Origin of the sequence: Nocardia altamirensis NBRC 108246 (assembly GCF_001612685.1) — a bacterium.
Taxonomy (GTDB): domain Bacteria; phylum Actinomycetota; class Actinomycetes; order Mycobacteriales; family Mycobacteriaceae; genus Nocardia; species Nocardia altamirensis.
In genome coordinates, this window is sequence record NZ_BDAY01000035.1 from 98,386 (window position 1) to 122,681 (window position 24,296).

Genomic DNA, 24,296 nt, shown 5'->3' on the forward strand with positions numbered 1-24,296 from the left:
GACTTTCCTGACTCAGTTCTGTAAATGCGGGGATATCTCCTCGAGGATCTTCTCGCTGCCCTGATAGGGGAATTCCGAACGGGGCCAGTGGATCACGAGGTCGGTGAAGCCGATTTCCTCGAACATTCCCGACGCGTCGGCGAAGGAGCCGGCCGACTCCAGCACGCCGCTGATCATCCCGCCGGCGAGCACCAGGCGACGCAGAGTCGACGGATCCCGCCCGGCGTCGGCGCAGGCCTGGTCCAGCGCCGACGACTGGGCTTGCAGCAGCGGAAGTGACAACGCATACGGCCGAGGTTCGGGTTTGCCGACAGTGCCCGTAGTCACCCAGATACCAGCATATTTCGCAGCCAACCGCATGCTTCGTTGCCCCGCTGCCGCCAGCGCGAAAGGGATGCGAGGCCGCTGGACGCAGCCCGGGTGCATGGACACCTCGTGTGCGGAAAAATGAGCACCCCGATATGACGTCTCCGTCGAACTCAACAACAGGTCGGTGAGCTCAACGAACTCCGCGAAACGTGCCATTCTCTCAGCTGGTGGGAACGGGTCGGCACCCATCGCCATGTCGTCGTAGGCGCCGTTCCCCGCGCCGAATCCGCAGATGATGCGGCCGTCGGAAATGTCGTCGAGCGCCATGAGATCTTTTGCGAACGTGACCGGGTGGCGAAACGTCGGGCTGGCGACCATGGTTCCGAGACGGATCTTCGAGGTGGCCGCGGCGGCCGCCGCCAAGGTGGGAACAGCGCCGAACCAGGGCTTGTCGCGGAGCCACCGCCACATGAGGTGGTCGTATACCCAGGCGTGCGCGAAACCGAGCTCCTCGGCACGTACCCATTTCGCCTGCGCTTCGGACCAACGCCGATCGGGCAGTATCAGAACTCCGTGGCGCATTCGGGCCCCTGTCAGAATAGTTCCGGTTCACAGCCGAGGGTTCGTCAACCGACCGGCGTGTAAGTGAATTCGAACTCCAAGCCGTTCACATCGAACAGGTAGAAGCTTTGTATCCCCTCGTCGTCGATGACGATCTCGGTCGGGTGGTCCGGCCTGGCGAAGACATAGTTCTCCGATTCGAAGACCTCGATCCAGCGGTCACGCCGAACCGACAGCTCTTGCGGCGATTCGGTGGCTACGCAAACGTGTTGGAACTGTGCCGCCCTCTCGGCTACCGGATCAGGAGCCAGGTCGGCGCGCTCGAACAAATGCAGGCGAAAATCGCCGATGCGCACCTCGGTCAGCCGGGTTATCCCGGGCAGGCGGCTGAGCGTCAGCGGCGAGAACTTGTCCAGGGTCCACTTCTCTTCGACCCCGAAATAGTCTCGGTACCACGCCAGGCAATTGTCCAGATCGCGTGTCTGTATCGCGATGTGATGAAAAGAGATCATCCTCGCCTCATTTCCGGTGTGCGCCTTCGATGCGCACGATATTCGTGTGCCGGTAGAGGTCCGATACCATCTTGACGATCGTAGAATTGCCGCTGCGCTCGGCGATCTCGTTCATCGATCGCCACACGAAGTCCGGGCCGCCGTCGTTGCGGTAGTGCTTTCGCACAACCAGTCCCATGACCTGCATGAAGTTCTCTTCGTCGATGATCGAGGACATCGAGAGGATGCCCTCTCGTTCGGCGTCGCTCAGCGCGGGCCGATCACAGATGTTGGCCTCGGGGAAATTGCCCGACAGGTCGGCGTCGAACTTGAAGAGATCCGCCACGTCGTCCACATCGGCGAGGTCAACCAGCAGATGTACCCGGCGGGTATTGTCGATGACGCCCGCGCTGTGCGGGCGGGTGACGTCGATGGCCCAGATCTCGCCCTCCCGCATCCGGTAGACGGAATCCGTCTCGTTGAACTTGGCGCTCTCCGAGGTCGACAGCACAATGTGCACGCGATGCGCGATGCGCTGTTTCTCCACGTCCGTGGACATTTCGACGTAGTCGCAATGTGGGACCAGGACGCCGTCGGTGAGAGCGACCAGTCGGGCGAAGGTCGCGTGCTCCATTGCGAAATTTTCCCGGATGATCTCTTGGATGTACGGAAGATGCTCTCCGGCCTTCGTGAACGCGCTGGGCCTGCGCGGATCGAAGTCGGCGAGCACGCCGCCCGCCCCACCGCCTGGCGCCATCAACATGACACTCTTCCACGGGCGACCGCAGGCGAATTCGTCGTACGGTTCGGCGTAGGTGACCTCGAGGCTGCGGTCCAGGTCCGCCGAGAGCCGCACCTGGTCGAATTCTATCTTTCCGATCAATTGCGTACGCACCACTTGCTCCTTTGACTCATCCCGGTCGTGAATTCTCGGATATCGATCGTCGCTGGGACTCGGTCGACGCTAGCGCCGGGCGTCACCCGGAAACAATGGACGTGGTGCCTCGAGGTATCGGGAATTCTTCCCGGCGCACCGGGAATGCGACCCCTGTCGGCAAGGCATCCGGGTGCCCCACGCTGTACTCGTGAATGTGACTGCGGAAACACCGAACTCCGTTCCCGCTCGTCGTACTCCGGAGTGGTGATCGATGACCACCGAGGCGATAGTGATCGATCTGCCCGCTACCTCGGGGTGGTACTTCGGCGGCGTCCGCTACGGTCTCGAGCCGTTGACCCTGCCGAACCCGGAGGTGGCCGACGATGATCTGCCTGCCGGGCGGGAGCACGCCGACTATCGGGACGTCGGTGCGCGAATCCTCAACGGGGACATGGTTGCCGGGGACGAGTCGGAGCAGGAGGTCTTCTGGTTCCGCTGGCTGACGGGCCACCAGGTGAGCTTCGTGATCTGGCGACTGATGACGGGGGTGCTCCGCGACATGGACGCCGGTCGGACGCCGCCGTCGATCGGCTGCCGAGTGCTGACGGACTATGTGCGCGGGTACTGCGCCATGCTGCTGTACACCAGCTCTTGCCCGCGGCAGGTCTACCAGAGCCTGATCAGACCGAGCATGTATTTGCAGCATCGTTGTTTCAGCGGCGCCTGGGCGCCGGACTACCGGCCGGTTCGGGAAGTTTTCCGGGGACGGCTGCCGTCGGGAACCGAGTATCTGCGGGAGGCGGCCGACCTGGCTACCGCGGTGCGGCTCTACCAGGAGATACACGAAGGCGTCGCGGCCAAGCTGGTGCCTGATGGACCGTCGCTGCTGCGGGCCGCCGCATCGGCCGGACGAGCACGGGACATCCGCCTGCAGGATACGAGGTTGCTCGGCCTGCTCTACGACAACTACTTCCTCACCATGCGGGCGCAGGTGTCGCGCCAGGACATCGTGGCGCAGTTGGCGCGCAGGCTTGTCGCGATCTCGCAGGATGTGGCGAGCAACGGCCTGTCCCTGGTGGATGGTCAACGGACGGTAGAGCTGTCCTCTGCTGAGGTCGTCGCCTGTGCGGAGCGGTTGCCGCAGATCAACTTCCGGGTCGTGAGCCATGCCGTGGGGAATCGTCTGCCGCGCCTCGATTCGCTGACGGCGCAAGCACGGGTGCCTGGCGAACACCGCGGACTGCGTGCCCATGGCGGATGACACCGTGACGAAATGCGTTGCGCGATCTGAAGGTGGAACACGATGACGTTGCTACTGACCGCTGACGACGTGCGGCGCGCGGCGGACCTGCCCGGGGTGCTCCTGGCGTTGGATACGGCCCACCGGGCCGAGTACACGGGTGCCGCGGCGATCACCGAGCGGGTGAATCTCTGCTTCGCCTCGGGATGGTTGCGACTGATGGCGGCGGCGCTGCCCGAGTTCGGGGTGGTGGGGTACAAGGAGTTTCACTTCGTCGGCAATGAGGTGCGATTTCAGATCAATCTGTTCGACATCGACAGTGGCGTGCCGCTGGCCTGTCTAGACGCCAACTACCTGACCGTGCTGCGCACCGCTACGACCGCGGCGCTGGCCGCCGTCCGGCTGGTCCCGCAGGCTTCGGCGGTCGGGATCATCGGTTCCGGGCACGAGGCGCGCATGCAGGCGGCGGTCGTCGGCCAGCTGCTCGCCGTGGACCGGATGTCGATCTACAGTCCCCGCGCCGAGCGCCGTCAACTGCTGGCCCGTGACCTCGCCGGAGAGTTGGGTATCCCTGTGCGCGCGGTGGATTCGGGCGCGGCGGCGGTGCACGAGGCCGACCTGATCATGGTCGCGACGAACACCGCGGGCGCCGGGCCTGCCTTCTTCGCGGACTGGATCTCCGCCACCACCGCGCATATCAGCTCCACCGGTTCGACGATGCCCGCGGAGCGCGAGCTGGACGCTGCGGTATGGGCGTACCCGGATCTGATCGTGGTGGATCGCATGCAGGCGCTGGAGGAGTCCGGCGACGCCATGGCCGCCGCCGACGCGGGAACCCTGGACTCCGGCAAGGTGATCACCCTGGCCGAGCTGTGCGGTCGGCAGGTCGACGAGCCGCCGCAACGCACCATGTACAAGTCGGTGGGCTCGCCGCTGCAGGACATCGCGGTGGCCGCCTACGCCTATCGGAAGGCGGCCGAGCTCGGCTTGGGTCGGCGCATCGAGGACGTGGTGTCGGTCAAGTCATCGGTGCCCGTGCCGGTCGGGCGACCGGCATGAGCGCGGCGTCCACGCCGCAGACCGTCGAGGTCGCGGACGGCGTCTACGCGTATATCCAGCCGGACGGCGGCTGGATGCTCAACAACACCGGGTTCATCGTCGGCGGTTCCGGCGTCATCAGCATCGACTCCTGCGCCACCGAGCGGCGCACCCGGGCTTATCTCGCGGCGATCGCCGCGGTGACCCCGCACGCGGTCCATACCCTGGTCAACACCCATCACCACGGCGACCACACCTTCGGCAACTTCCTGTTCCCCGGGGCGACGATCGTCGGCCACGAGCACTGCCGCGCCGGGGTACTCGCTTTCGGGGCCCCCAGAAATCGAGGCATCTGGACCGATGTGGAGTGGGGCCGGTTCGAGATGGCGCCGCCGTTTCTGACCTACACCACCGGGATCACCCTCTGGTCCGATGAATTGCGTTGTGACGTGCGGTATGTCGGCACACCCGCGCACACCGGCAATGACTCGATCGTGCACATCCCCGAGCGCGACGTGCTGTTCGTGGGGGATCTGGTGTTCAGCGGGGGCACGCCGTTCGCCCTGATGGGTTCGATCAGCGGCACGATCGAGGTGCTCGAGCAGGTCATCCGGCCGCTCGGCGCGCGAACGATCGTTGCCGGGCACGGCGCTGTCTGCGGGCCGGAGGCGATCGAGAAGAGCCTGGCATACCTGCGGTTCGTGCAGGAGGCCGCGCGCCGGGGGCAAGAGGCGGGACTGACACCGCTGGCAGCCGCTCGGGAGATCGACCTGGGGGAGTTCGCCGGGCTGCAGGATGCCGAGCGCATCGTGGGCAACCTGCACCGCGCCTACGCCGAGCTGAACGGCGTCGAACGGGGTGCCCGTCTGGACAGCGAGACAGCGCTGCGGGAGATGGTCGCCTACAACGACGGTCGGCGACTCACCTGCGATGCATGAGGGTGGCGCGGCCGGGGCGCCGGCTACTCGACAGCGGGCGGCCCGCCCGAGGAATGTGCCGGCAGGAGAACGTAATTGAGTCAACGTGAACGGCTACGGCCGAGCTGGGACCCGCAGGTCGCCCTCCTCTTTTCCTGTATGACGCTGGCCATGTTCGTCGCGGCGATGGACCAGACCGTCGTCGAAACGGCCTTGCCGTCGATCGTGGTCGAACTGGGTGGACTCACCGAATTATCTTGGGTGACAACGGCATACATGTTCGGGATCTGCGTTTCGGTGCCGCTGCACGGAAAGCTCGGTGATCTCTATGGACGCAAGCGCCTGTTCCTGATCGCGCTGGGAGTTTTCCTGGTGGGTTCGATGTTGTGCGGGCTGGCCCAGTCCATGCCGCAGCTCGTGGTCTTCCGTCTGCTCCAGGGGATCGGCGCGGGCGGGATCATCGTGAATTCGTGGGCGGTCATCGGCACGGTCGTACCGCCGGCGATCCAAGGCAGATATCAGGGAATCGTGCAGTCGGCGTACGCGCTGGCCTCGGTGTCGGGCCCGGTGGTCGGTGGTGTGCTGTCGGAGACGCTGAACTGGCGATGGGTCTTCTATGTCAACATCCCGATCGGCGCATTCGCTTTGGTGGTGGTCGCGGCGAAGCTGCGGGTCCCCGATCAGGACCAGCGGCCGCCGGTCATCGACTGGTGGGGTGCGGTGCTGGTGTCGGGAGCGGTCAGCTCGCTGATCCTCCTCGTCACCGTGGGCGGGACGAGGTACCCGTGGACGTCCGTCCCGGTCCTGAGTTCGATTGCCGCCACGGTGATTTTGGCGATCGCGGCGGTGTACGTCGAACGGCGGGTCGACGAGCCGCTGGTGCCGCCGCACTTGTTCGGCGACCCCGTGATCCGGGTCTCGATCCTCTTGGCGTTCGTCCTCGGCTTCTCGACGCAGGGCATCGCCACGTTCATGCCGCTGTTCCAGCAGACCGTGGACGGTGTCTCGCCCGCCACCTCGGGATGGCACATGACACCGTTCTTGATCGCCTGGGCGGTGACATCGGCGCTGTGCGGGCGGGCGATCAGTCGCACCGGGCGCTACCGGCGGTTCCCGGTGCTCGGGACGGTCCTGCTCGCCGTCGCCACCTTCAGTCTGTCCGTGCTGGATGCCGACCTGCCCTATGTGGTGCAGGGCGCCGCATTGGCAGTCGCCGGAACAGGACTCGCGATGCTGAGCTCGGTGGTGCAGCTCGCGGCGCTGAACGCCGCGAAACCGGCCGACACCGGGGTTGCCGTGTCGACCGGGGCGTTCAGCCGGACCGTCGGGCAGGCGCTGGGGGTGGCGGTGTTCGGGGCGGTGTTCAGCACGGTGCTGACGCGGACACTGCTGCGCACCCCGGTCACGGATCCGTTGTCCGTGCTGGCCCACAGCGGGACCGGCATCAGCCGAGACCAGATCGACGCGCTGCCCCCGGGCTCGCGTGACACCTTGCTCGACGGGATAGGGACGGCGCTGCACGGTGTGTTCCTCGCCGCGGCGATGGTTGCGGTCATCGGCGTGGTGATCGCGCTGCGGTTGCGGGAGATACCGCTGCGGCGGGACAACGGGAGTGCGTGATGAGAGTGGAGGGTCTTTTCGTGTCTGTCGACAGCATCAGTTTGGATCGCGTCGACTCGCAGGTGTTGGCGCAATTGTGCAGCGGGGTCAAGGACGAGACCGCTGCGCGGGAGATGGATGTCTCCGTCCGCACCTATCGGCGCTATGTTGCCCGGATATTGCGAACCCTGAACGCCAAATCGCGTTTCCAAGCCGGGATCAAGGCGGCGGAGCTGGGGTTGGTGGACATCGGTTAGTCCGGCGACACCGTTGACCGTCATCGATCGGATCCGGGGCGTGTCATCGTCCTGACCAGACAGGTCGGCGTTTCTCGGTGAACGCGCGGGGGCCTTCGCCGGCGTCGAGGCTTCGCGTGCGTCGCTCTTCCCAGTGGTACTGGACGCCGAACGCTTGCTCGAGCGGAACATCGGCCGATCGCATGACGGCCTCTTTGATCGCTCGGACCGACAGCGGGGCACAGCGCAGGATGTCGTCCACCCAGCCCCGCACGCAGTCGTCCAATTCGCGGTCCGGTACGACCTCGTTGACCAGGCCCAATTCCAGTGCTCGGGTGGCGGACAGCTCGCGGCCGGTCAGGAGATGTCCCAGCGCCGTCTTCAGCGGTAACTGCCGGGCCAACCGGAACGCGCCGCCCGCACCGGGGATCAAGCCGAACCTGGCCTCGGGCAGCGCGAAGATCGCACGCTCGGCGGCGACGATGATGTCGCAGGCGAGAGCCAACTCGAAGCCGCCGCCGATGGCGTAGCCGTTGACGCGGGCGATCAGAGGTTTGGTCAGGTCGAATCGTTCGGTGAGCCGGGGCCAGCCGGGCAGGCCGCGGCTGCCGAAGCTCGTCGGCGGGGCCCCGGCTCGGTCGAGCGCTGCCCGTTCCTTCAGGTCCTGCCCGGCGGAAAAGGCGCGGTCGCCGGCACCGGTCAGGACGCCGACCCAGATGTCGTCGTCGCGCTCGAAATCGTCCCAGATGGTGGCGAGTTCGTCGTGCATCCGCAAGTCCATCGCGTTCAGCACGGCAGGGCGGTCGAGCGTGATGTAGGCGACGCGATCCTTCTTCTCGTAGCGGACACTGGGCGTACCGTCCGTCATGATCGGAGCACCTCCTTCGGGAACGTGGGTCACCCTGCGGCCAGCGAGCGTGCGCGGAAGCGGTCGGCTTTGCTGATGACGTCCTCGCTGTAGAGCCGAATGGCCTGCTGCACAGCGAATTCCGCCACATAGCGGCGAAACGCGTCCGGCGGCTCCTCGGCGAAGTTCAGCATTCGCCGGTTGGCGACGACGGCCGGGCCGTCGAGACGTTCGATGCTGCGGTCGACGGCTGCCGCCATGTCCCGCTCGTCGACGACCTCGTCGATGAACACCCGCGCGTCCGGTTCCTGTGCCCACATGCGGCGGCCGCTGAGAATGACCTGGCGGGCAATTCGGGGTCCGGCCGCCCGGGTGAGCCGAAAACCGCTGACACCGGGGATGATTCCCTCCTGCGCGGCAGGCAGGCTGACATAGCTCCCTGCGCCCGCGACGACGTGGTCGAACACGAGCAGCAGTTGGGCGCCGCCGCCGATGGCGAAGGTGTCCACTGCGGCCACCCAGGGTTTCTCGATCATCGGCGCGTGCCACGGCGCCTCGTCGGCCAGGACACCGCGCAACAGCTTGCTGAGGTAGCCCAGCTCGCGGCGCAGCAGGAAGTCGACGAACGAAATGCGCCCGGCGTGCAGGCTTTTCAGGTTGATTCCGGAACTGAACACCCGCCTGCCCCGGTAGCGGGGATGACTCATCTCGCCGCCCCGGAGCACCCCTACGCGCACCGCTGGATCGAGCAAGGCGAGATCGACCGCGGTTTCCATGTCCTCGACCTGACTGTTGTCCTCGGCGTTGAGGCAGTCGTTGCGGCACATCGTCACATAGGCCGCGCCGCAACGACGTTCGAGCCGCACCGATCCGAGCTCGGCGACCCCCGTCTGCCGGAACCGGTCGAGCAAGAGCCGGGCGCGGGGAGTGGGCCGAAGCATGGCGTCGATGAGATGCGCACCGGCGGTCGGGCTCCGCAGCAGCTGGCCGAAGAAGATCCCTTGGTCGATCTCCCGGCCTTCCTTGCCGGCCTGTGTCCGGGTTTGCTCTTCGGCCAGCTGCGCCTCGGTGGGAACCAGACCGGGAAACGCCACCGCGGTCGCGCCGGACAACTCCGCCAGTCGCAGCGAGGTCGTCCGCCCGTCGGTGAGCTGGTCGTACACGGCGTCCGCGTGCGCCTGCAGGAACTGCCTGCGCACCAGCGCCGCAGCGCGTTTGGCGTCGTCGGCCTGCCTGCGCTGTTCGTTCGAACGGTCCGCGGGCTCGGGCAGGACTGCCAAGGCTTCGTCGACCTCGCCGGTGAACTCTGTCAACATCCGGCGTGCCGAATTCAGGCCCGCGCCGGCGTTCACGTCGGGTGCCCTCATCGTCGATCGATTCCGTCGCCGTTGCGCGCCCGACGCAATCGGCGATCGCAGGCCGCGAGATGCCTGCCGAGGGCCTCCTCGAAACTCGTCGTCGTCGCGTCGAACAACAACTGGCGTGCGATGGCGAGTTCGGCTCCGGAGCGCGAGGCGACCAGGGTGTCCGCTGCCGCGATCGCGTCGGCGGGGTCCTCGACGATCTCGTCGATCAGGTTCAGCGCCTTGGCTTCGGCGACCGAGATGGGGGTGCCGAACAAGACCGCGCGACGTATTCGTCCCACGCCCACCTGGTTGGCCAGCCGATACAGGCCCATTCCCGGCCAGGTCGCGCCGTCATCGGTTCTGGTCGTGACAAGCAGCCGCAGGTCGCCGGTCGCGAGCCGATAGTCGGTGCACAGCAGTGTTTCCAGCGCCACGCCGCCGCAATCGCCCTGTGCGACAGCGATGGTGGGCGTGTCGAGCCGTTCGAGGCGGCGCAGAACGCGCTCCCACTTGCTGACCAGCTGGATTCCGATCTTGCCCGGGCCGGCACTTGGCGCACCGGAGAGATGAATGACCGGGACGCCGGTCCAGCTCTCGGCTTGGTCGGTGAACATCTGCACCTCCGCCACCAGCTCAGGGGAGAGGGGGCGAGTGCCGTCGATGCGCAGACGCGGTCCCGCGTCGATCTCGGGAACTGTGTCCGTGCTGGTCACCTTGTCTCCATTCTTCTGCTCGGCCTGGCCGTTACCAGCGAACAAGGGCTGTCTCGATCGTCGAACCCGGGCCCATGGTCATCAGCACCCCGTAGTCGCCGCGGCACACCACCGTCTCGTCGAGCAACCGTTCATAGGAGAACAGGAACGAGCCGCTGGACAGGTTGCCGAAGTCGCGCAGCACACCGGTGGTGTGGCGCAGGTCGTGGCGAGTCAGGCCCAGGTTGACCAGGACCGAATCGATGACCTTCTTGCCGCCCGAATGCACCAGCCAGTGGGCGATGTCGCTGCGGCGCAAGCCGGTTCCCGCCAGCAGCCGGTCGACGACGTCTTCGGAGTGCGCGCCCACCACGTAGGGCACGTCCGGGTCGAGGAAGAAGCTGAACTTGTGCGCTGCGGGATCCCAGTCGTAGCGCATGGCGTCGATCGAGTCCGGGATGATGACGCTGGCGAACCCGAGGACCTTGGGCACGTCGTGTGCGGGAACCGGGCCGGTGTCGTCGTCCGTCACCAGGGCCGCGGCCGCCGCGCCGTCCCCGAACAGACTGTTGACCACCGAGGTTCGCAGGGTTCCGTCGAAAACATAGGCCGCCGAACATGTTTCGATGCACACCATGACCGCGAGTTGTCCGGGACGGGCCCGTGCCCAGCCTGCGACGGCGTTGAGGCCGTTGAGTCCCGCGTTGCAGCCCATGCCGACGATGTCGAGCCTGGCGCAGTAGGGGTCGAGCCCGAGTTCGCGGATGAGCAGTGCGCTGAACCCCGGGGTGAGGAAGCCCGTGGAGGTTACGCAGCACAGGTATCCGATATCGGATACCGCCGCATTGGCCCTTTTCAAGCAGGCGCGTATGGCGCGTGCGCCCATGTCGATGCCATGGGCCTTGTGCTTGTTCAGCAGATCGCCTTGGGCCTCTGCTGCGCGTGCGCCGTCTTCGAGCTGCGGCGGCAGGGTCAGAAACCGCCGATCGATCGCGCTGTTGAGGAATATCGAACGGATCTTGGGGTCCGATATCCGGAAAATATCGAGGATATTCTGTTGCGAATACGAGGTGTCGGGGACCGCCGTCCCGACTCCGACGATTCGCGCGAATGCGCTGTCGTCCACTGGTTCCGGCGACCGTGTGTGCAGCCCTCGATATGCCAGTCGGCCCGTCGTCATCGGTAGGTCCATCCCCAAGACCGGCGGGCGCTGCGGGTTCGTCGAGGCAGCTTTTCTCGAATTACCGGGAACATGGGCTTCCTTTCTCAGACGCTGTACTTGCGGACGAAGGCTGCGAGCCTGTCCAATCCCGTCTCGATCTCGTCCGGGGTGAGATGGCTGAACGAAAGCCGGAGGTGATTCCTGGCCTGGCCGTCGCCGTAGAAGTAGTGCAGGGGCGTCCACAACACGCCGTGCTCGAGCGCGGAAATGGTCAGCAGATCGTCGTCGACTACGAACGGAACCGTCAGAACCAAGAAGAAGCCGCCGGTCGGTGTGTTCCACGACACCGAGGGGACTGTTCCTGGCGGAAACCTGGTCGCCAGACCGGCGAGAATCTGGTGGAGATTGTTCTGATAGATCTGCCTTTCCCGGATGCTCGCCAGCCGCAGGCTGCCGCCGTTCTGCAACAGCTTTCCGCCGATAATGGCCTGTGCGATCGGGGAGGTGTTCACGGTGAGCATGCTCTTGATTTTGGCGAGTTGATCGGCGAGCAGCTCGGTGGCCTCGCCGACGGTGTGCACCCGCTGGTCGGCGACGACGTAGCCGACCCGGGCGCCGGGAAATCCCGTCTTGGCGAAGGAGCCGAGATACACCACTCGCTGGGTGCGGTCGAGTGCCTTCAAGGTGGGCAGATAGCCGTTGTCGCCATAGAACATCCCGTACGGGTTGTCCTCCAGGATGAGAAAATCGTGTTCGTCGGCAATGCGTAAGAGTTGGTTGCGCGTCTCCAGGGAGAAGCTGATTCCGGACGGGTTGGCGAAGTCCGGCGTCACGTAACAGGCGCGGGGTTTCTGCCCGGCGGCTTCGGCACGATCGAGCACGAGTAGCAGGTCGTCGAGGTCGATTCCGGCGGTGGAGTCCTTGACCCCGAGGACCGTCATGTCCGCGAGTTGCGCGGCACCGGCGAGCCCGACGTAACCGGGCAGCACGGCGAGTACGACATCATCGGCAGTTCTGCGGAGGGCGCGCAAGGTGAGGAACATGGCCTCCTGGCAGCCGACCGTGACCACGATCGACTCCGGGTCCACCGTGATGTTCTCGTCGATGTCGAGATGCGCGGCGATGAGGTCGTGAATGATTCCCTTGGTTCGCCCGTACTGCATCAAGGTGCGAAGTACCGTGGCCTCGTCATAGTCAGGATTTGTCAGCAAGTGCTCGCGATAGGTCGCTAAATATCCGTGCACCGACTGAATATCGAAGAAACCCTCGAAGGGTCGTCCGGCGGCGAACGAGATGGCGTCCGGAAAATGATTCGCGACCTCATTGAGGAAATTCATCGAATTCGCGCCTGGAAAACTCGCGGAATCGTGAAGTGCGAGAAGTTCCAACGACGTCTTCGACCGAATAGCTGCCATCGCGGTCCTTCCCCCGGCCAGTCTTGTGCACTGATGTACCGATCCAGGCTATGGCCGGGCGGGGGCGGTCGCAAGAACCACGAGGGTGTCCGGATGGCAGGAACATGTCATTCGTTGGGTCGTGTCCCCTGGGGCGCGCCACCGAATTTGTCATCTTGTGGACACGGCAATGCACTGGGTGGGACCGCTGACCTAAGGTCGAATCCATCTCTCCTTACCTGCGCGCTATTTTGGCGGGTCCCTGGTCGTCATTGCCGGAAGAACAGACGGGTTGACATATGTTCCATTCCCAAGTCGAACGACTGCTTCCGCTGCTGCTGCTTTCCACGGACGAGATCGAGTGCGCCGATCTGGAAAAGGTTGCGATTCGCCGTGCCCAAGATTTGACGATCGAGCAGCCAGGCACCTCGGTGGATCTCGTCATCCGAGCAGCCGTGGGAATGCTGCTCGGCAAGGTCACGGGACGGGGTCGGATCGCCTACGACGCGGTGGAACCCGGTTCGAGCCACGGCGGGAACACGGTCCAAGTCACGCCGGTGGAGGTGGACCTGTCGGCCTGGTCGTCCTTCGACAAGGTCGTTGACGCGTTGCGCGGGCATCGAGCTGGATCGTCGGTGGACCCGTCGCGATACCCGCTGATCGTGGTCGTACAGCCAGGCGCCCCCACCGAGATCACTCTGCACTACCGCCCGGAGGAGTTCGCCGCCACCGATGTGCGCGCGCTCGGCGAACGGCTGGAGCGGGTGCTGGCACAGGTGGTGATCGATCCTGGCATCGGCTTGGGCAGCGTCGACGTGCTCTCCGCGCGAGAGCGGCAGCAACTGGAGGAGTGGAACGACTCCGCGACGCCCGCGGTGGCCGCCGATCTGATGACTGCCTTCGGCGAGCGGGTCGCGTGCGCACCGGACGCGATCGCGGTGGAGTACGGCACGGTCTGTCTGACCTATGCCGAGTTGGACGCCCGTGCGCACCGGCTCGCCTGCGTCCTGACTGCGGCGGGCGTGCGACCGGAAATGGCTGTGCCGCTGTTGATGCCGCGGTCGGTCGAACTGCTCGTTGCCATTGTCGCGGTGCTCAAGGCCGGCGGTGCCTATCTGCCGTTGCCGACGGCCTATCCGGTGGCGCGGATGCGTGCCGTGCTCGCCGACAGCACGTGTCCGGTGTTGCTGGTGGACCGGACGCTGCGAAGCCATGAGCTGGCGGTCGGTCGACGAGTGATCGTCGTCGAACCCGGCCCGCCGTCGGCCGCGGCCGAGCAGACCGGCACGGACCTGCCGGTGTTGCGTCCCGGTCAGCTCGCCTACGTCATGTACACGTCCGGATCGACAGGTGAGCCCAAAGGCATTGCCGTGACTCATCAAGACGTGGTGGACCTCGCGCGGGATCGGTGCTGGGAGGTGCATGCCGACGACCGGGTGTTGCTGCATTCACCACACGCGTTCGACGCGTCCACCTACGAGATCTGGGCACCGCTGCTCGCCGGTGGACGGGTCGTGCTGGCGCCGCCCGCCGATATGGATGCGGGCGCATTGGCGAGAGTCATCGAGAACCACGGGATCACCCGAATCAGCTTGACCGCGGGGCTGTTCCGGGTGGTGGCCGAGGACTTGGTCACCTGCTTGCGCGGGGTCACCGAGGTGACCACCGGCGGTGACATCATCTCGCCGCATGCCGTGGTCGAAGTCCTGCGGGAGTGCCCGCAGATCACGGTGCGCACCACCTACGGTCCGACCGAGATGACGTTGTGCGTCACCCAAACCCCTTGGCGGCACGGCGATCAGATCGGTACCAGTGTGCCGCTGGGCAGGCCGTTGGACAACACGCGGCTATACGTGCTCGACGATGGGTTGCGACCGGTACCGATCGGGACGGTGGGGGACTTGTACCTCGCCGGAGCCGGTCTGGCCCGGGGTTACGTCAACCGGCCTGAGCTCACCGCCACCCGGTTCGTCGTGAATCCGTTCGGCGGCCCTGGTGCGCGGATGTATCGCACCGGCGATCTCGTCCGACGCGAGTCCGACGGCACACTGACTTTCCTTGGGCGCGTGGATGATCAGGTCAAGATCCGCGGGTTCCGCATCGAGCTCGCCGAGATCGAAGCGGCGTTGGCGGCGGTCGACACGGTGCGCGAGGCCGCGGTGATCGTCCGTGAGGCTCGGCCTGGCGACAAGCGGTTGGTCGGCTACCTGGTGCCCGCCGTCGACAAGGCGAGCATCGACATCGCGGAAGTCCGTGAGCGGCTGGTGAAGACGCTGCCGGATTACTCGGTGCCCTCCGCATTCGTTGTGCTGGAACGTTTTCCGTTGACCCCCAACGGAAAACTGGACCGCGCGGCCCTGCCCGCGCCGGAGTACGCCGCAGGGGCGGACCGCCGGGATCCCGGCAATGCCCGCGAACACACCTTGTGCGACCTGTTCGCCGAGGTTCTCGGCGAGCCCGAAATCGGTGTCGACGACAGCTTTTTCGAGCTCGGCGGAGATTCCTTGCTCGCCATCCGGTTGCTCAACCGCGTCCGCACCTCGCTCGGCATCGAGGCCGGTATCAGCGCGCTGTTCGACAACCCCACGGTCGCCGGTTTCAGCAGGCACCTCAGCGGCGATACCGGTCTGGCACGTCCAGCGGTGGTCCCGGTTTCGCCCCGCCCGGATCTGGTCCCGGTGTCCTTTGCGCAGCGGCGGTTGTGGTTCCTCGATCGGCTGGAGGGCCCCAGTGCGACGTACAACATCCCAGTGGTCACCCGGATTACGGGCGAACTGGACGAAGACGCCCTGACAGCCGCGGTCGCCGATGTGATGGCGCGGCACGAAGCACTGCGGACGGTGTACGTCGAGCTGGACGGCGAACCGTTCCAACGGATCATCCCCGCTGCGGAGACACCGGCAACGGTTTCGTTCACCCGGTGCGCCCCCGAAGAGACCGACGCAGTGGTGGTTCGCGCCTGCGCGCACCTGTTCGACCTTGCCATCGATCCGCCGTTGTACGTGCACGTGATCCAGAGCTTTGCGGGCGAGAGTCTGGTCGTGCTCGTCGTCCACCACAGCGCCGGTGACGGCTGGTCGATGGATCCGCTGAGCGCGGACCTGTCGTCGGCGTACGCGGCAAGGCTCGACGGCGCCGCTCCGGACTGGGCGCCGCTGCCCGTGCAGTACGTGGACTACACCTTCTGGCAGCGAGACCTGCTCGGTGACGAACACGACCCGGACAGTGTGTTGTCCCGTCAGCTCGGTTACTGGCGAGAACACCTGCGCGGCTTGCCCGACGAACTGGCTTTGCCGACCAACCACCCGCGCCCCGCACAGGTCAGCCACCTGGGCGGCAGCGTCGACCTCACCGTGGACGCGCAAGTCCACCAGAGTCTGCTGAAGCTGGCGCAACACCGAAATGTGACGCTGTTCATGGTCTTTCAGGCCGCGCTGGCGGCCTTGCTCACCCGGCTCGGCTGCGGCACCGATATCCCGTTGGGCACGCTGGTCGCTGGACGCTCCGACGATGCCCTCTCCGGCCTGGTCGGGTTCTTCGTCAACACGCTGGTCCTGCGCACCGACACCAGCGGGGACCCCGGGTTCGACGAGCTGCTCACCCGGGTGCGCACCACCGACCTCGCGGCCTTCGAACACCAGGACCTCCCGTTCGAGAAGATCGTCGAACACCTCCAGCCCACCCGATCCCTGTCCCGGCACCCGCTGTTCCAGATCGCACTCGTCGTGGACGAAGGGATGGTTCTGCACCTGGACGGTCTGCCGTGCACGCCGGTGAAGACCCCGCTCGACGCGGCGAAATTCGATCTGTTCTTCGGATTCATCCAGCGTTGGACCGCTGACGGCCGCGCCGCCGGTGTGGATCTGACCCTCACCTACGCAGCGGATCTGTTCACCTCTGATGGGGCCAGGGTGCTCGGTGAGCGCTTGCTGCGGTACCTCACCCAAGTCGCCGCCGACTCCGGCGTGCCGATCAGCGGCGTCGAGGTGCTCGCCGCGCCGGAACGGCACCGAATGCTGGTGGAATGGAACGACACTGAGCGGAGGGTGCCGCAGCGGACGTTGCCCGAGCTGCTCGAGGCGCAGGTGCGACGCACCCCGGACCTGCCTGCCGTGCAGATGGGCGAAACGGTGCTCACGTACGCGCAGCTCAACGCGCGGGCCAATCAACTTGCCCGTTATCTGATCGATCGCGGTGTCGGCCCCGAATCCGTTGTCGGCCTGATGATGCCGCGCTCCGTCGACGTAATCGTCGGGCTCTGGGCGACATTGAAGGCGGGGGGCGCGTACCTGCCGATCGACCCGAATTACCCCGCCGACCGGGTGGCCTTCATGCACAGCGACGCGGCGCCGGTCCTGACCCTCACCGAATTGGTGGACACCGGGCACCTGTCCTCGGCCGATCTCGTCGACGCCGACCGCCTGGCTCCGCTGCGGCCACAACACCCGGCATATGTCATCTACACGTCCGGATCGACCGGGCTGCCAAAGGCAGTTGTCATGCCGTCCGCCGCGACGGTGAGTCTGCTGACCTGTTACGAGACGGTTTTGCCCGCAGGCAGAATGGCCCAGTTCTCGTCGCTCAGTTTCGACACTTCCGCCTACGAGGTCTTGTTCGCCACCACGCGAGGTGGCTGCCTGGTTGTCCCGCCCGAGGAGGTCCGCAAGGACGCCGAGCTGTTTGCCCGGTGGCTGGCCGAGTTCGACGTGCAGGACATGTATCTGCCGAACCTTGTGTTGGAGGCGCTGTGCGAGGTCGTGCAGAATACGGGCGCCGACCTCCCCGAGCTGCGGCTGATCGGCCAGGGCGGGGAAGCGCTGGTGCTTTCGCCCGAGGTCAAGGCGTTTTTCGCGACACGCGGTCGTCGGCTGGACAACTGCTACGGCCCGACCGAAACCCACCTGGCGATCGCGTCCTTCTTCCCTCATGAGGTGGACGACTGGCCCGACCAAGCGGCGCTCGGCAAGCCGATCGGCAACACCCGCGCCTACGTACTGGATTCCCGGCTGCGGCCGGTGCCCTGCGCGGTGCTGGGAGAGCTGTATCTCGCAGGTGCTCAGCTCTCGCGCGGATATCTGAACCGACCGGCCCTGACGGCAGCACGCTTCGTGGCCAACCCATTCGACGATGCGGGATCCCGGATGTACCGCACCGGTGACCTGGTGCGCTGGCGTGCTGACGGCCAGTTGGAGTTCCACGGCCGCGTCGACCATCAGGTCAAGATCCGCGGGTTCCGGATCGAACTCGGCGAGATCGAGACCGTGTTGCGCGGTCATCCGCACGTCGCGCAGGTGGCGGTGCTCGCCGTGCAGGACCGTCCGGGGGATCAACGCCTCGTCGGCTACGTGGTGCCGACATCCGGGGAGGTCGAGCCGGCACAGCTGCGGGATCATGTGGCGGCGGTGCTGCCGGACTACATGGTGCCGTCCGTGTTCGTCCAGCTCGACGCCATGCCGCTCAGTCCCAACGGCAAGCTGGACCGCAAAGCACTGCCCAAGCCGTCCCGCGAGAGTACGGGCCGTGCGCCGCGCACGCCGGTCGAACGAGCGCTGTGCGAGATCTACGCCGACGTGCTGGTTGTGCCGTCGGTGACGATCGACGACGATTTCTTCGCCTTGGGCGGTCATTCCCTCACCGCGACGAAGCTGACCAGTCGGATCAGAACCGTGCTCGGGGTCGAACTGCCGGTCCGGGTGGTGTTCGAGCGGCCGACTCCGGCCGGGCTCGCCGACCGCGTCGGCACCGCCGAGCTGGCCCGTGGCGCGGTGACACCGCGGCCGCGACCCGAGTCGGTTCCCTTGTCGTTCGCTCAGCTCAGGCTGTGGTTCCTGCACCGGATGCAAGGACTGATCTCGACCTACAACCTGCCGATGGCCGTCCGGCTGTCCGGCGAGCTCGATCAGTCGGCACTCCGAGCGGCGCTCGCCGACGTCGTAGGACGGCATGAGAGCCTGCGTACCGTGTTTCCGGACCACGACGGCCAGCCATACCAGCACATCGTGGACGCACCGGCGGTCCGATGGGAGTTCGCCCGGATATCCGAGAGTGAACTCACCGAACGACTGGACGCGGCGGCGGGCTACGCCTTCGATATCGCCTCCGAGATCCCGCTGGCGGCATGGTGTTTCGAGCTCGGACCGGACGAGCACGTCCTGTTGCTGCTGATGCATCACATCGGCGGCGACGGCTGGTCGATGACACCGTTGGCGCGCGATCTCGGCATGGCGTACAACGCGCGGCGTCTGGGGCAGGCACCCGGGTGGTCGCCGCTGCGGGTCCAGTACGCGGATTACGCGCTGTGGCAACGGGAATTGCTCTCGAAGGCCGATCCGTCGTACTGGGTCGGCCGGCTGGCGGGCTTGCCGGAAGAACTCACGCTGCCGTTCGACCGGGCCCGCCCCGCGGTGGCCTCCCAGCTCGGTGGACGGGTTCCGGTCCGGCTCGCCGCGGACGTCCACCACGGACTGATCGGGCTGGCCAAGCGGACCGGTGGCACGCTTTTCATGGTGTTGCACGCGGGATTGACTGTGCTGCTGACCAAACTCGGCGCAGGCACCGACATCCCCATCGGTACGGTCGTCGCCGGGCGCGACGACGAGGCCCTCGACGACCTGATCGGGTTCTTCGTGAACACTCTGGTGCTCAGAGCCGATACTGCGGGCGATCCGACGTTCACCGAGCTGCTGACCCGCGTGCGCGACAGCGATATCGCCGACTTCTCCCAAACGCATGTCCCGTTCGAACACCTGGTGGAGGTGCTCAATCCGGTGCGGCACACCGGTCGGAATCCGCTGTTCCAGGTAGGGCTTTCGTTCAACAACAATGAGCCGCCGTTGTTCGACCTGGGCGGCCTGACCGCCGTCGCGGATGGTGTGTGGCGCGACATCGCCAGGTTCGACCTCACCCTCATCCTCTGGGAAACCTTCGGCCCCAACGGCGAACCCGCCGGCCTGGACGGCTCGCTCGAGTACAGCAGCGATCTGTTCGATCGCGGTTCGGTCGAGGTGATGACCACCAGGCTGCATCGGATCTTCGCCGCGGTCGTCGCCGACCCCGACCGGCCGATCAGCGCGATCGATGTGCTCAGCAGAGCCGAACGGGAGTCGCTTCTTCGCCCACCGGTGGCGCAGCCCGGTGCGGTCGCACACCAGCTGTTCGAGGAGCAGGTCCGGCGTACCCCGGACGCGCCTGCGTTGGCGGCGGGAGACACCCTGCTCAGTTACACGGAATTGAATGCGCGGGCGAATCAGTTCGCGCGGTTGCTCATCGAACGTGGTGTGCGGCCGGAAGACCGGGTTGTCGTGCTGCTGCCGCCCTCCGCCGAGCTGGTCATCGCGCTGCTGGGTGTTCTGAAATCCGGCGGCGCGTACCTACCGGTCGATGTGAACTACCCGGACGACCGGGTGGCATTCATGCTTCGAGACGCGGCTCCCCGGATCACGGTGACGACGTCGGCGCTGTCCGGCCGCGCCGGGCCGGACGCGCTGTGCGTCGACCAGTGCGACAGCGATCGTTACCCCACAGCGAACCCGGGGCCTCGGGTCCATCTGGATAATCCTGCTTACGTGCTCTACACGTCAGGATCGACGGGGCGCCCCAAGGGGGTCGTTATCGCGCACAGGTCGCTTGGTGCTTACCTGTTGCGCTCACGGGATGTCTATCCCGGCGTCGTGGGGGAAAGCCGCATGCACCTGTCCGTGGCGTTCGACATGTCCGTGTCCGCGCTGTACGTGCCGCTCGTCAGTGGCGGATGTGTCCGCGTCGGCGAGCTGGACGAACCCGGTCCACGGCCGTCGGTGTTGTTCGGGACACCCAGCCACCTAGAGCTGCTGGACTCCATGCCCGACGATGCCTCGCCGAGCGAATGTCTGTCTGTCGGAGGTGAAGCGCTGTTCGGTGACACGCTGGCGCGCTGGCGTGCCCGTCACCCGGATGTGCTGGTGTGCAACAGTTACGGCCCCACCGAGACGACAGTCAGTGTCATCGAGTTCCGGTTGACCGAGGGCGATGAGACACCGACGGGTGCCATACCCATTGGCCGGCCGTTCGCGGGCGTGCGGGTATACGTGCTCGGTGACGACCTGGATCTGGTCGCGCCCGGGGTGCTCGGCGAGCTGTACATCGCCGGTGATTCCCTAGCCAGGGGATACCTCAACCGGCCTGGATTGACCGCCGAGCGGTTCGTGGCGGACCCGTTCAGCCCCGGAGCTGGACGGATGTACCGCACCGGGGACGTGGTGCGGTGGCAGTCGGAGGGACAGCTGGAATTCGTCGGCCGGGCCGACGACCAAGTGAAGGTGCGGGGTATCCGGGTCGAACCCCAAGAGGCGCAGGTCGTGTTGGTCCGGCATCCGGCGATCCGGCACGCGGCGGTGGTGGCACACGAATTCGGTCCGGGCGACATCCGGCTGGTGGCATATGTGGTGCCGGACACGACGGTGGGTGAGGCCGAACTGCGGTCGTATGCGGCGGCGCGACTACCGGCATACCTGGTGCCGTCGGCGGTCGTCATGCTGGACGAGCTGCCGCTCAGCGTCAGCGGAAAGCTCGACCGCCGTGCACTGCCCACACCGCGCCGCAGCGGCGGTTCAGGACGTGCGCCGGAGTCGCCCCGTGAGCTGATGCTGAGCGAACTGTTCGCTGAGCTGCTGGATGTGCCGAAAGTCGGCGTCGACGACTCGTTCTTCGATCTCGGTGGTCACTCCCTCCTGCTGATCCGGTTGATCAGTCGCTTACGGCCCCTTGGCATTACGTTGACAGTGCGGGACGTGTTGGAGTCCCCGACGGTCGCCGAACTCGCCTTGCTCGCGTCGGCAGGCTCGCGCGGAGACTCGCTCGCGGTGATGCTCCCGCTGCGTCGAGCCGGCACCGAACGACCCTTGTTCTGCGTGCACCCGGCAGCCGGAACCAGTTGGGTGTACTCCGGTCTGCTACGTCACCTCGACGCCTCCCGCCCGGTCTACGGCCTGCAGGCTCGCGGACTCAGCGAACCGGGATGGTCGCCGGCATCGGCCGTGGACGTCGTGACCGACTATCTGGAACAGATCCGGCTCATCCAGCCACGCGGCCCCTACTCGCTGCTCGGTTGGTCCCTCGGCGGAATCATCGCGCACCTGCTCGCGGTGCGGCTCCAGGAAGAAGGCGAACAGGTCGAATTCTTGGCCATACTCGACAGCTACCCGAAGCCGGACGACTACCCGCCGGACAACGGCCCCGTATCACCGGAGGAGGTCGCCGAGTCCGTCGGACAGGACATGGAGCTCGCCGGCCTCGGCGAACTCGACCTCACCACGCTGCTCACGGTTTTCGCCACCACCAGGGCAGTGGTTTCCGCAGCCTCCCTCGGCGTCTTCCACGGAGATCTGCTGCTGTTCGAGGCGACCATCGGCAAACCCCAAGGCTCACCCTTCACTCCGGACCGATGGCACACCCACGTAACCGGCGAGGTAGAGGTCCACCAAATCACCTGCACCCACGGCGAAATGACCCAGCCCCGCCCCCTGAGCCACATCGGCCCAGTCCTCAACGCAAAACTGACCCGTCCGCCACGCTGAGGTTGCGATCGGGTCGGCGGCGGCCTGGACCTCGCTTTCGCGTACTGCCGTGGCTAGTCGAACGTCACCGCCGTCGAACTCGCCACGCGCACAGCCGAACTCCTGGAGCCCGGTCAGCAGCGTGAGCGGATAACCCAGGCCCGTGAGCGCGGCTACGACAGTCACGACGCGAGGCTACTGTGGCCGGCTTCCCACTCGAGTGGGAATCTGGCTGGTTCTTGTCTTCCTGTAGCGTCCGGGCGCGCTGGGGATGGTTGACATGGGCGGCGATCTGTGTGGAATGTGCCTGCTCGACAAGCGGTTTGGCGATCTCGACCCGCCAGGCAGAGCAGTTGAAAGAACACTGCAGCCAGCGCATTACAGAATCCGGCCGCGCCCTTGTCTGCGACGTCCTGATTGCCGCGGCTGGCGAGGTCAGCGGCGGTCACGATATCGCAGTCCTGGAGCGTGCTGACCGCATGCAGACGGCGTTGTACCAGCAGTGAGCGGACGGCGTGCTGAGTATCGGTGACTTGTCGAAGGCTGGCCGATGTGCCGAAGTCGACACGAACCATGAGCGCACCCTTGGGTGATGTCCAATCTTCGCGGGCAGCACGGTGCGACGCGACGCGCTCCTCAATTGGATCGGTTGAATCTGTTGATTCAGGGTCTGGCTGGTCGTCTGTCGAGCGAGCCCCCGGATCAGTCACGACTGCATCGTAATACGACGCCTCATTGCGCTGCGGGTTTACGACTCTCTCATCGACCCGCAACGAGCACCAGTACTCCTGGCAACAAGGAAGATCGCCATGTCCGTATAGCGCATCACGATCACGAGCAGTGGCGATCACCTCGAACAAATGGGTGAACCCTCATGGCGCGGTGAGCTGCGTCTGAGTTTGACTGACCGGCAAGAGATCTCGCGTGGGCCGGGGGCGGATGAGTCGCGGCGGGGGATCGGTGCCCGGCTGCGGCTGTATGAGGCGTCGGGCAACCGTCCAGTTCGCCGGGTTGCGTCGAACCGGACAGGCCGGATCGCGTCATCTTGATAGCTGTTACCAGCAGGAACGTCTGGTTGCGTCGACGAGACTCGTTACCCGCTGGTAGCGCTTGAGTCGTGCGAGCAAATGTGTGGACTATCTATGCCCGGCGTTACTTGCGGCGTAGAGTTCGGGTACTTTCCTCCGGGTCCCGAAGTGCGGCTCGCTCCGTGTGCCGACCTTGGAGTAGTCCCCATGAGTAGCGACAACATCGACTTGCGTTTGGTACGAGGACTTTCGGAGTTCGAGCCGTCGGCTGGTGCGCGCTGGGCCGGTAATGGGTCAGTCGTCAACAATCCGCCGGATTTGGTATGGCGATGGGCGACGTCGATGACGGCCAGCCGCGTGACCGCGCAGCGGTTGGGGAGAGAGTTTCCGACGGTGCCGCCATCGGTGATCCATGCCGCGGTTGTGCAGGCGCGCGCCGAACTGCATCCTCAGTTGGCGGACTCGCTGGTCGAAATGACCGAACTGCTTGTGCGCGAACGAATCCGGCGGATCGCGGCAGCAGTGGGTAAGCCCCCGAGCTGAGGGACGGTGCGGAGGCCGAGTAGATCAGTTCGATCGTTAGGCGAGGGCGGAACTTGTCCCGCTGGATCGCGCGGTTGAACGGTGCGGCAGGCCTTTCGTGCATTGTGTTGCTGACGGAAACTGCTGTTCCGCCATCGACGATGGACGGTGTTGACGGGTCGTCGCAGCGACGAACCACACCGCACGAGTGTGCGGTGTGGTTCGGTTCGTGCTGGGTGGTGTCAGCAGTTGCCGGTGCCCGTATCTCCGGGAGCACCGCCGACCAGACCTGCGCCACCGCTGCCTGCGGTGCCACAGGCACCGAGAGTGCCGGTGCCGGTCTTGGCCCCGCCGTTGCCGCCGTTGCCGCCGGCCCCGCCGGTGCCGAGGACCCCGGTACCGCCGTTGCCGCCGCGTGCGCCCGCACCGCCGCCGTTGTTGGCGCCAGAAGCGTTGCCGCCGTTGCCCGCACGCCCGCCTGCGCCGCCGGTATCGACGGCAACA

The 24,296-nt window shown here is 65.9% G+C and carries 17 protein-coding genes; 8 read left to right on the forward strand and 9 right to left on the reverse strand.

All coding sequences use genetic code 11. The features are described 5' to 3' along the window. Positions 1–12: 12 nt before the first annotated feature. The 3 genes from NA11_RS19605 to NA11_RS19615 are packed head-to-tail and all read right to left on the reverse strand — an operon-like array spanning position 13 to position 2,256. Positions 13–891: an LLM class flavin-dependent oxidoreductase gene (locus tag NA11_RS19605; protein ID WP_069163383.1), complete on the reverse strand. Its 879-nt coding sequence runs from the start codon at positions 889–891 to the stop codon at positions 13–15. A 44-nt stretch (positions 892–935) separates the two neighbouring features. After that, positions 936–1,382, reverse strand: a complete 447-nt coding sequence (locus NA11_RS19610; RefSeq protein WP_069163384.1) for a VOC family protein — start codon at positions 1,380–1,382, stop codon at positions 936–938. A gap of 7 nt (positions 1,383–1,389) precedes the next feature. Further along, positions 1,390–2,256, reverse strand: a complete 867-nt coding sequence (locus NA11_RS19615) for an aspartyl/asparaginyl beta-hydroxylase domain-containing protein (RefSeq protein WP_218023346.1) — start codon at positions 2,254–2,256, stop codon at positions 1,390–1,392. 253 nt (positions 2,257–2,509) lie between these two features. Here NA11_RS19615 and NA11_RS19620 point away from each other — a divergent pair, with 253 nt between their 5' ends. The 5 genes from NA11_RS19620 to NA11_RS19640 all read left to right on the forward strand — a co-directional run bounded on the left by NA11_RS19620 (position 2,510) and on the right by NA11_RS19640 (position 7,289). Then, positions 2,510–3,499: a 3-methyl-L-tyrosine peroxygenase-related protein gene (locus NA11_RS19620; RefSeq protein ID WP_069163385.1), complete on the forward strand. Its 990-nt coding sequence runs from the start codon at positions 2,510–2,512 to the stop codon at positions 3,497–3,499. Positions 3,500–3,541: 42 nt separating this feature from the next. Beyond that, complete coding sequence (locus NA11_RS19625) at positions 3,542–4,537, forward strand: ornithine cyclodeaminase family protein (RefSeq protein WP_069163386.1); 996 nt, start codon at positions 3,542–3,544, stop codon at positions 4,535–4,537. Then, positions 4,534–5,454: an MBL fold metallo-hydrolase gene (locus tag NA11_RS19630; RefSeq protein WP_069163387.1), complete on the forward strand. Its 921-nt coding sequence runs from the start codon at positions 4,534–4,536 to the stop codon at positions 5,452–5,454. Before NA11_RS19625 ends, NA11_RS19630 begins: the two co-directional genes overlap by 4 nt. Before the next feature lie 75 nt (positions 5,455–5,529). Further along, entirely contained in the window at positions 5,530–7,053 is a 1,524-nt protein-coding gene (locus tag NA11_RS19635; protein WP_141717709.1) for an MDR family MFS transporter, read from the forward strand. Positions 7,054–7,073: 20 nt separating this feature from the next. Next, positions 7,074–7,289 carry a response regulator transcription factor gene (locus tag NA11_RS19640; protein WP_218023347.1) on the forward strand — a complete coding sequence of 72 codons (216 nt, stop codon included), beginning with the start codon at positions 7,074–7,076 and terminating at the stop codon, positions 7,287–7,289. A gap of 43 nt (positions 7,290–7,332) precedes the next feature. Here the strand turns inward: NA11_RS19640 and dpgD are convergent, their stop codons facing one another. From dpgD to NA11_RS19665, 5 genes are all read right to left on the reverse strand, one after another. Next, on the reverse strand, positions 7,333–8,136 hold the full coding sequence (dpgD, locus tag NA11_RS19645) for an enoyl-CoA-hydratase DpgD (RefSeq protein WP_069163390.1): 804 nt from the start codon (positions 8,134–8,136) through the stop codon (positions 7,333–7,335). A gap of 29 nt (positions 8,137–8,165) precedes the next feature. Further along, the gene (dpgC, locus tag NA11_RS19650; RefSeq protein WP_084654798.1) at positions 8,166–9,482 is read right to left on the reverse strand and encodes a (3,5-dihydroxyphenyl)acetyl-CoA 1,2-dioxygenase DpgC; all 1,317 of its coding nucleotides are present in this window, start codon (positions 9,480–9,482) and stop codon (positions 8,166–8,168) included. Further along, positions 9,479–10,174: an enoyl-CoA-hydratase DpgB gene (gene dpgB / locus NA11_RS19655; protein WP_218023348.1), complete on the reverse strand. Its 696-nt coding sequence runs from the start codon at positions 10,172–10,174 to the stop codon at positions 9,479–9,481. The genes dpgC and dpgB overlap by 4 nt, the downstream gene beginning before the upstream one ends. Before the next feature lie 31 nt (positions 10,175–10,205). After that, on the reverse strand, positions 10,206–11,333 hold the full coding sequence (gene dpgA, locus NA11_RS19660; RefSeq protein WP_141717710.1) for a 3,5-dihydroxyphenylacetyl-CoA synthase DpgA: 1,128 nt from the start codon (positions 11,331–11,333) through the stop codon (positions 10,206–10,208). 86 nt (positions 11,334–11,419) lie between these two features. Next, positions 11,420–12,652, reverse strand: coding sequence for an aminotransferase-like domain-containing protein (locus NA11_RS19665; protein ID WP_218023349.1), 1,233 nt, complete (start codon positions 12,650–12,652; stop codon positions 11,420–11,422). A gap of 356 nt (positions 12,653–13,008) precedes the next feature. Here NA11_RS19665 and NA11_RS19670 point away from each other — a divergent pair, with 356 nt between their 5' ends. The 3 genes from NA11_RS19670 (at position 13,009) to NA11_RS44890 (ending at position 23,813) form a co-directional block, all read left to right on the forward strand. Further along, positions 13,009–22,263: a non-ribosomal peptide synthetase gene (locus NA11_RS19670; RefSeq protein WP_069163393.1), complete on the forward strand. Its 9,255-nt coding sequence runs from the start codon at positions 13,009–13,011 to the stop codon at positions 22,261–22,263. A 302-nt stretch (positions 22,264–22,565) separates the two neighbouring features. After that, on the forward strand, positions 22,566–22,748 hold the full coding sequence (locus NA11_RS19675; RefSeq protein ID WP_069163394.1) for a hypothetical protein: 183 nt from the start codon (positions 22,566–22,568) through the stop codon (positions 22,746–22,748). A 729-nt stretch (positions 22,749–23,477) separates the two neighbouring features. Continuing rightward, positions 23,478–23,813 (forward strand): hypothetical protein, encoded by a 336-nt coding sequence (locus NA11_RS44890; protein ID WP_141717711.1) that lies wholly within the window; start codon positions 23,478–23,480, stop codon positions 23,811–23,813. A 221-nt stretch (positions 23,814–24,034) separates the two neighbouring features. On the opposite strand, the gene NA11_RS45700 is transcribed toward NA11_RS44890, so the two are convergent. Then, positions 24,035–24,296: hypothetical protein (locus NA11_RS45700; RefSeq protein WP_176582828.1), on the reverse strand; the 262-nt coding region annotated here is incomplete at its 5' end.

Excerpts from the sequence above, each read along its gene's own strand:
- NA11_RS19665 (WP_218023349.1), bottom strand. The coding sequence starts at position 12,652 with ATGAATTTCCTCAATGAGGTCGCGAATCATTTTCCGGACGCCATCTCG.
- NA11_RS19670 (WP_069163393.1), top strand. The coding sequence starts at position 13,009 with ATGTTCCATTCCCAAGTCGAACGACTGCTTCCGCTGCTGCTGCTTTCC.
- NA11_RS19630 (WP_069163387.1), top strand. The coding sequence starts at position 4,534 with ATGAGCGCGGCGTCCACGCCGCAGACCGTCGAGGTCGCGGACGGCGTC.
- dpgA (WP_141717710.1), bottom strand. The coding sequence starts at position 11,333 with ATGACGACGGGCCGACTGGCATATCGAGGGCTGCACACACGGTCGCCG.
- NA11_RS19625 (WP_069163386.1), top strand. The coding sequence starts at position 3,542 with ATGACGTTGCTACTGACCGCTGACGACGTGCGGCGCGCGGCGGACCTG.
- dpgD (WP_069163390.1), bottom strand. The coding sequence starts at position 8,136 with ATGACGGACGGTACGCCCAGTGTCCGCTACGAGAAGAAGGATCGCGTC.
- NA11_RS19620 (WP_069163385.1), top strand. The coding sequence starts at position 2,510 with ATGACCACCGAGGCGATAGTGATCGATCTGCCCGCTACCTCGGGGTGG.
- NA11_RS19610 (WP_069163384.1), bottom strand. The coding sequence starts at position 1,382 with ATGATCTCTTTTCATCACATCGCGATACAGACACGCGATCTGGACAAT.
- NA11_RS19605 (WP_069163383.1), bottom strand. The coding sequence starts at position 891 with ATGCGCCACGGAGTTCTGATACTGCCCGATCGGCGTTGGTCCGAAGCG.
- dpgC (WP_084654798.1), bottom strand. The coding sequence starts at position 9,482 with ATGAGGGCACCCGACGTGAACGCCGGCGCGGGCCTGAATTCGGCACGC.
- NA11_RS44890 (WP_141717711.1), top strand. The coding sequence starts at position 23,478 with ATGAGTAGCGACAACATCGACTTGCGTTTGGTACGAGGACTTTCGGAG.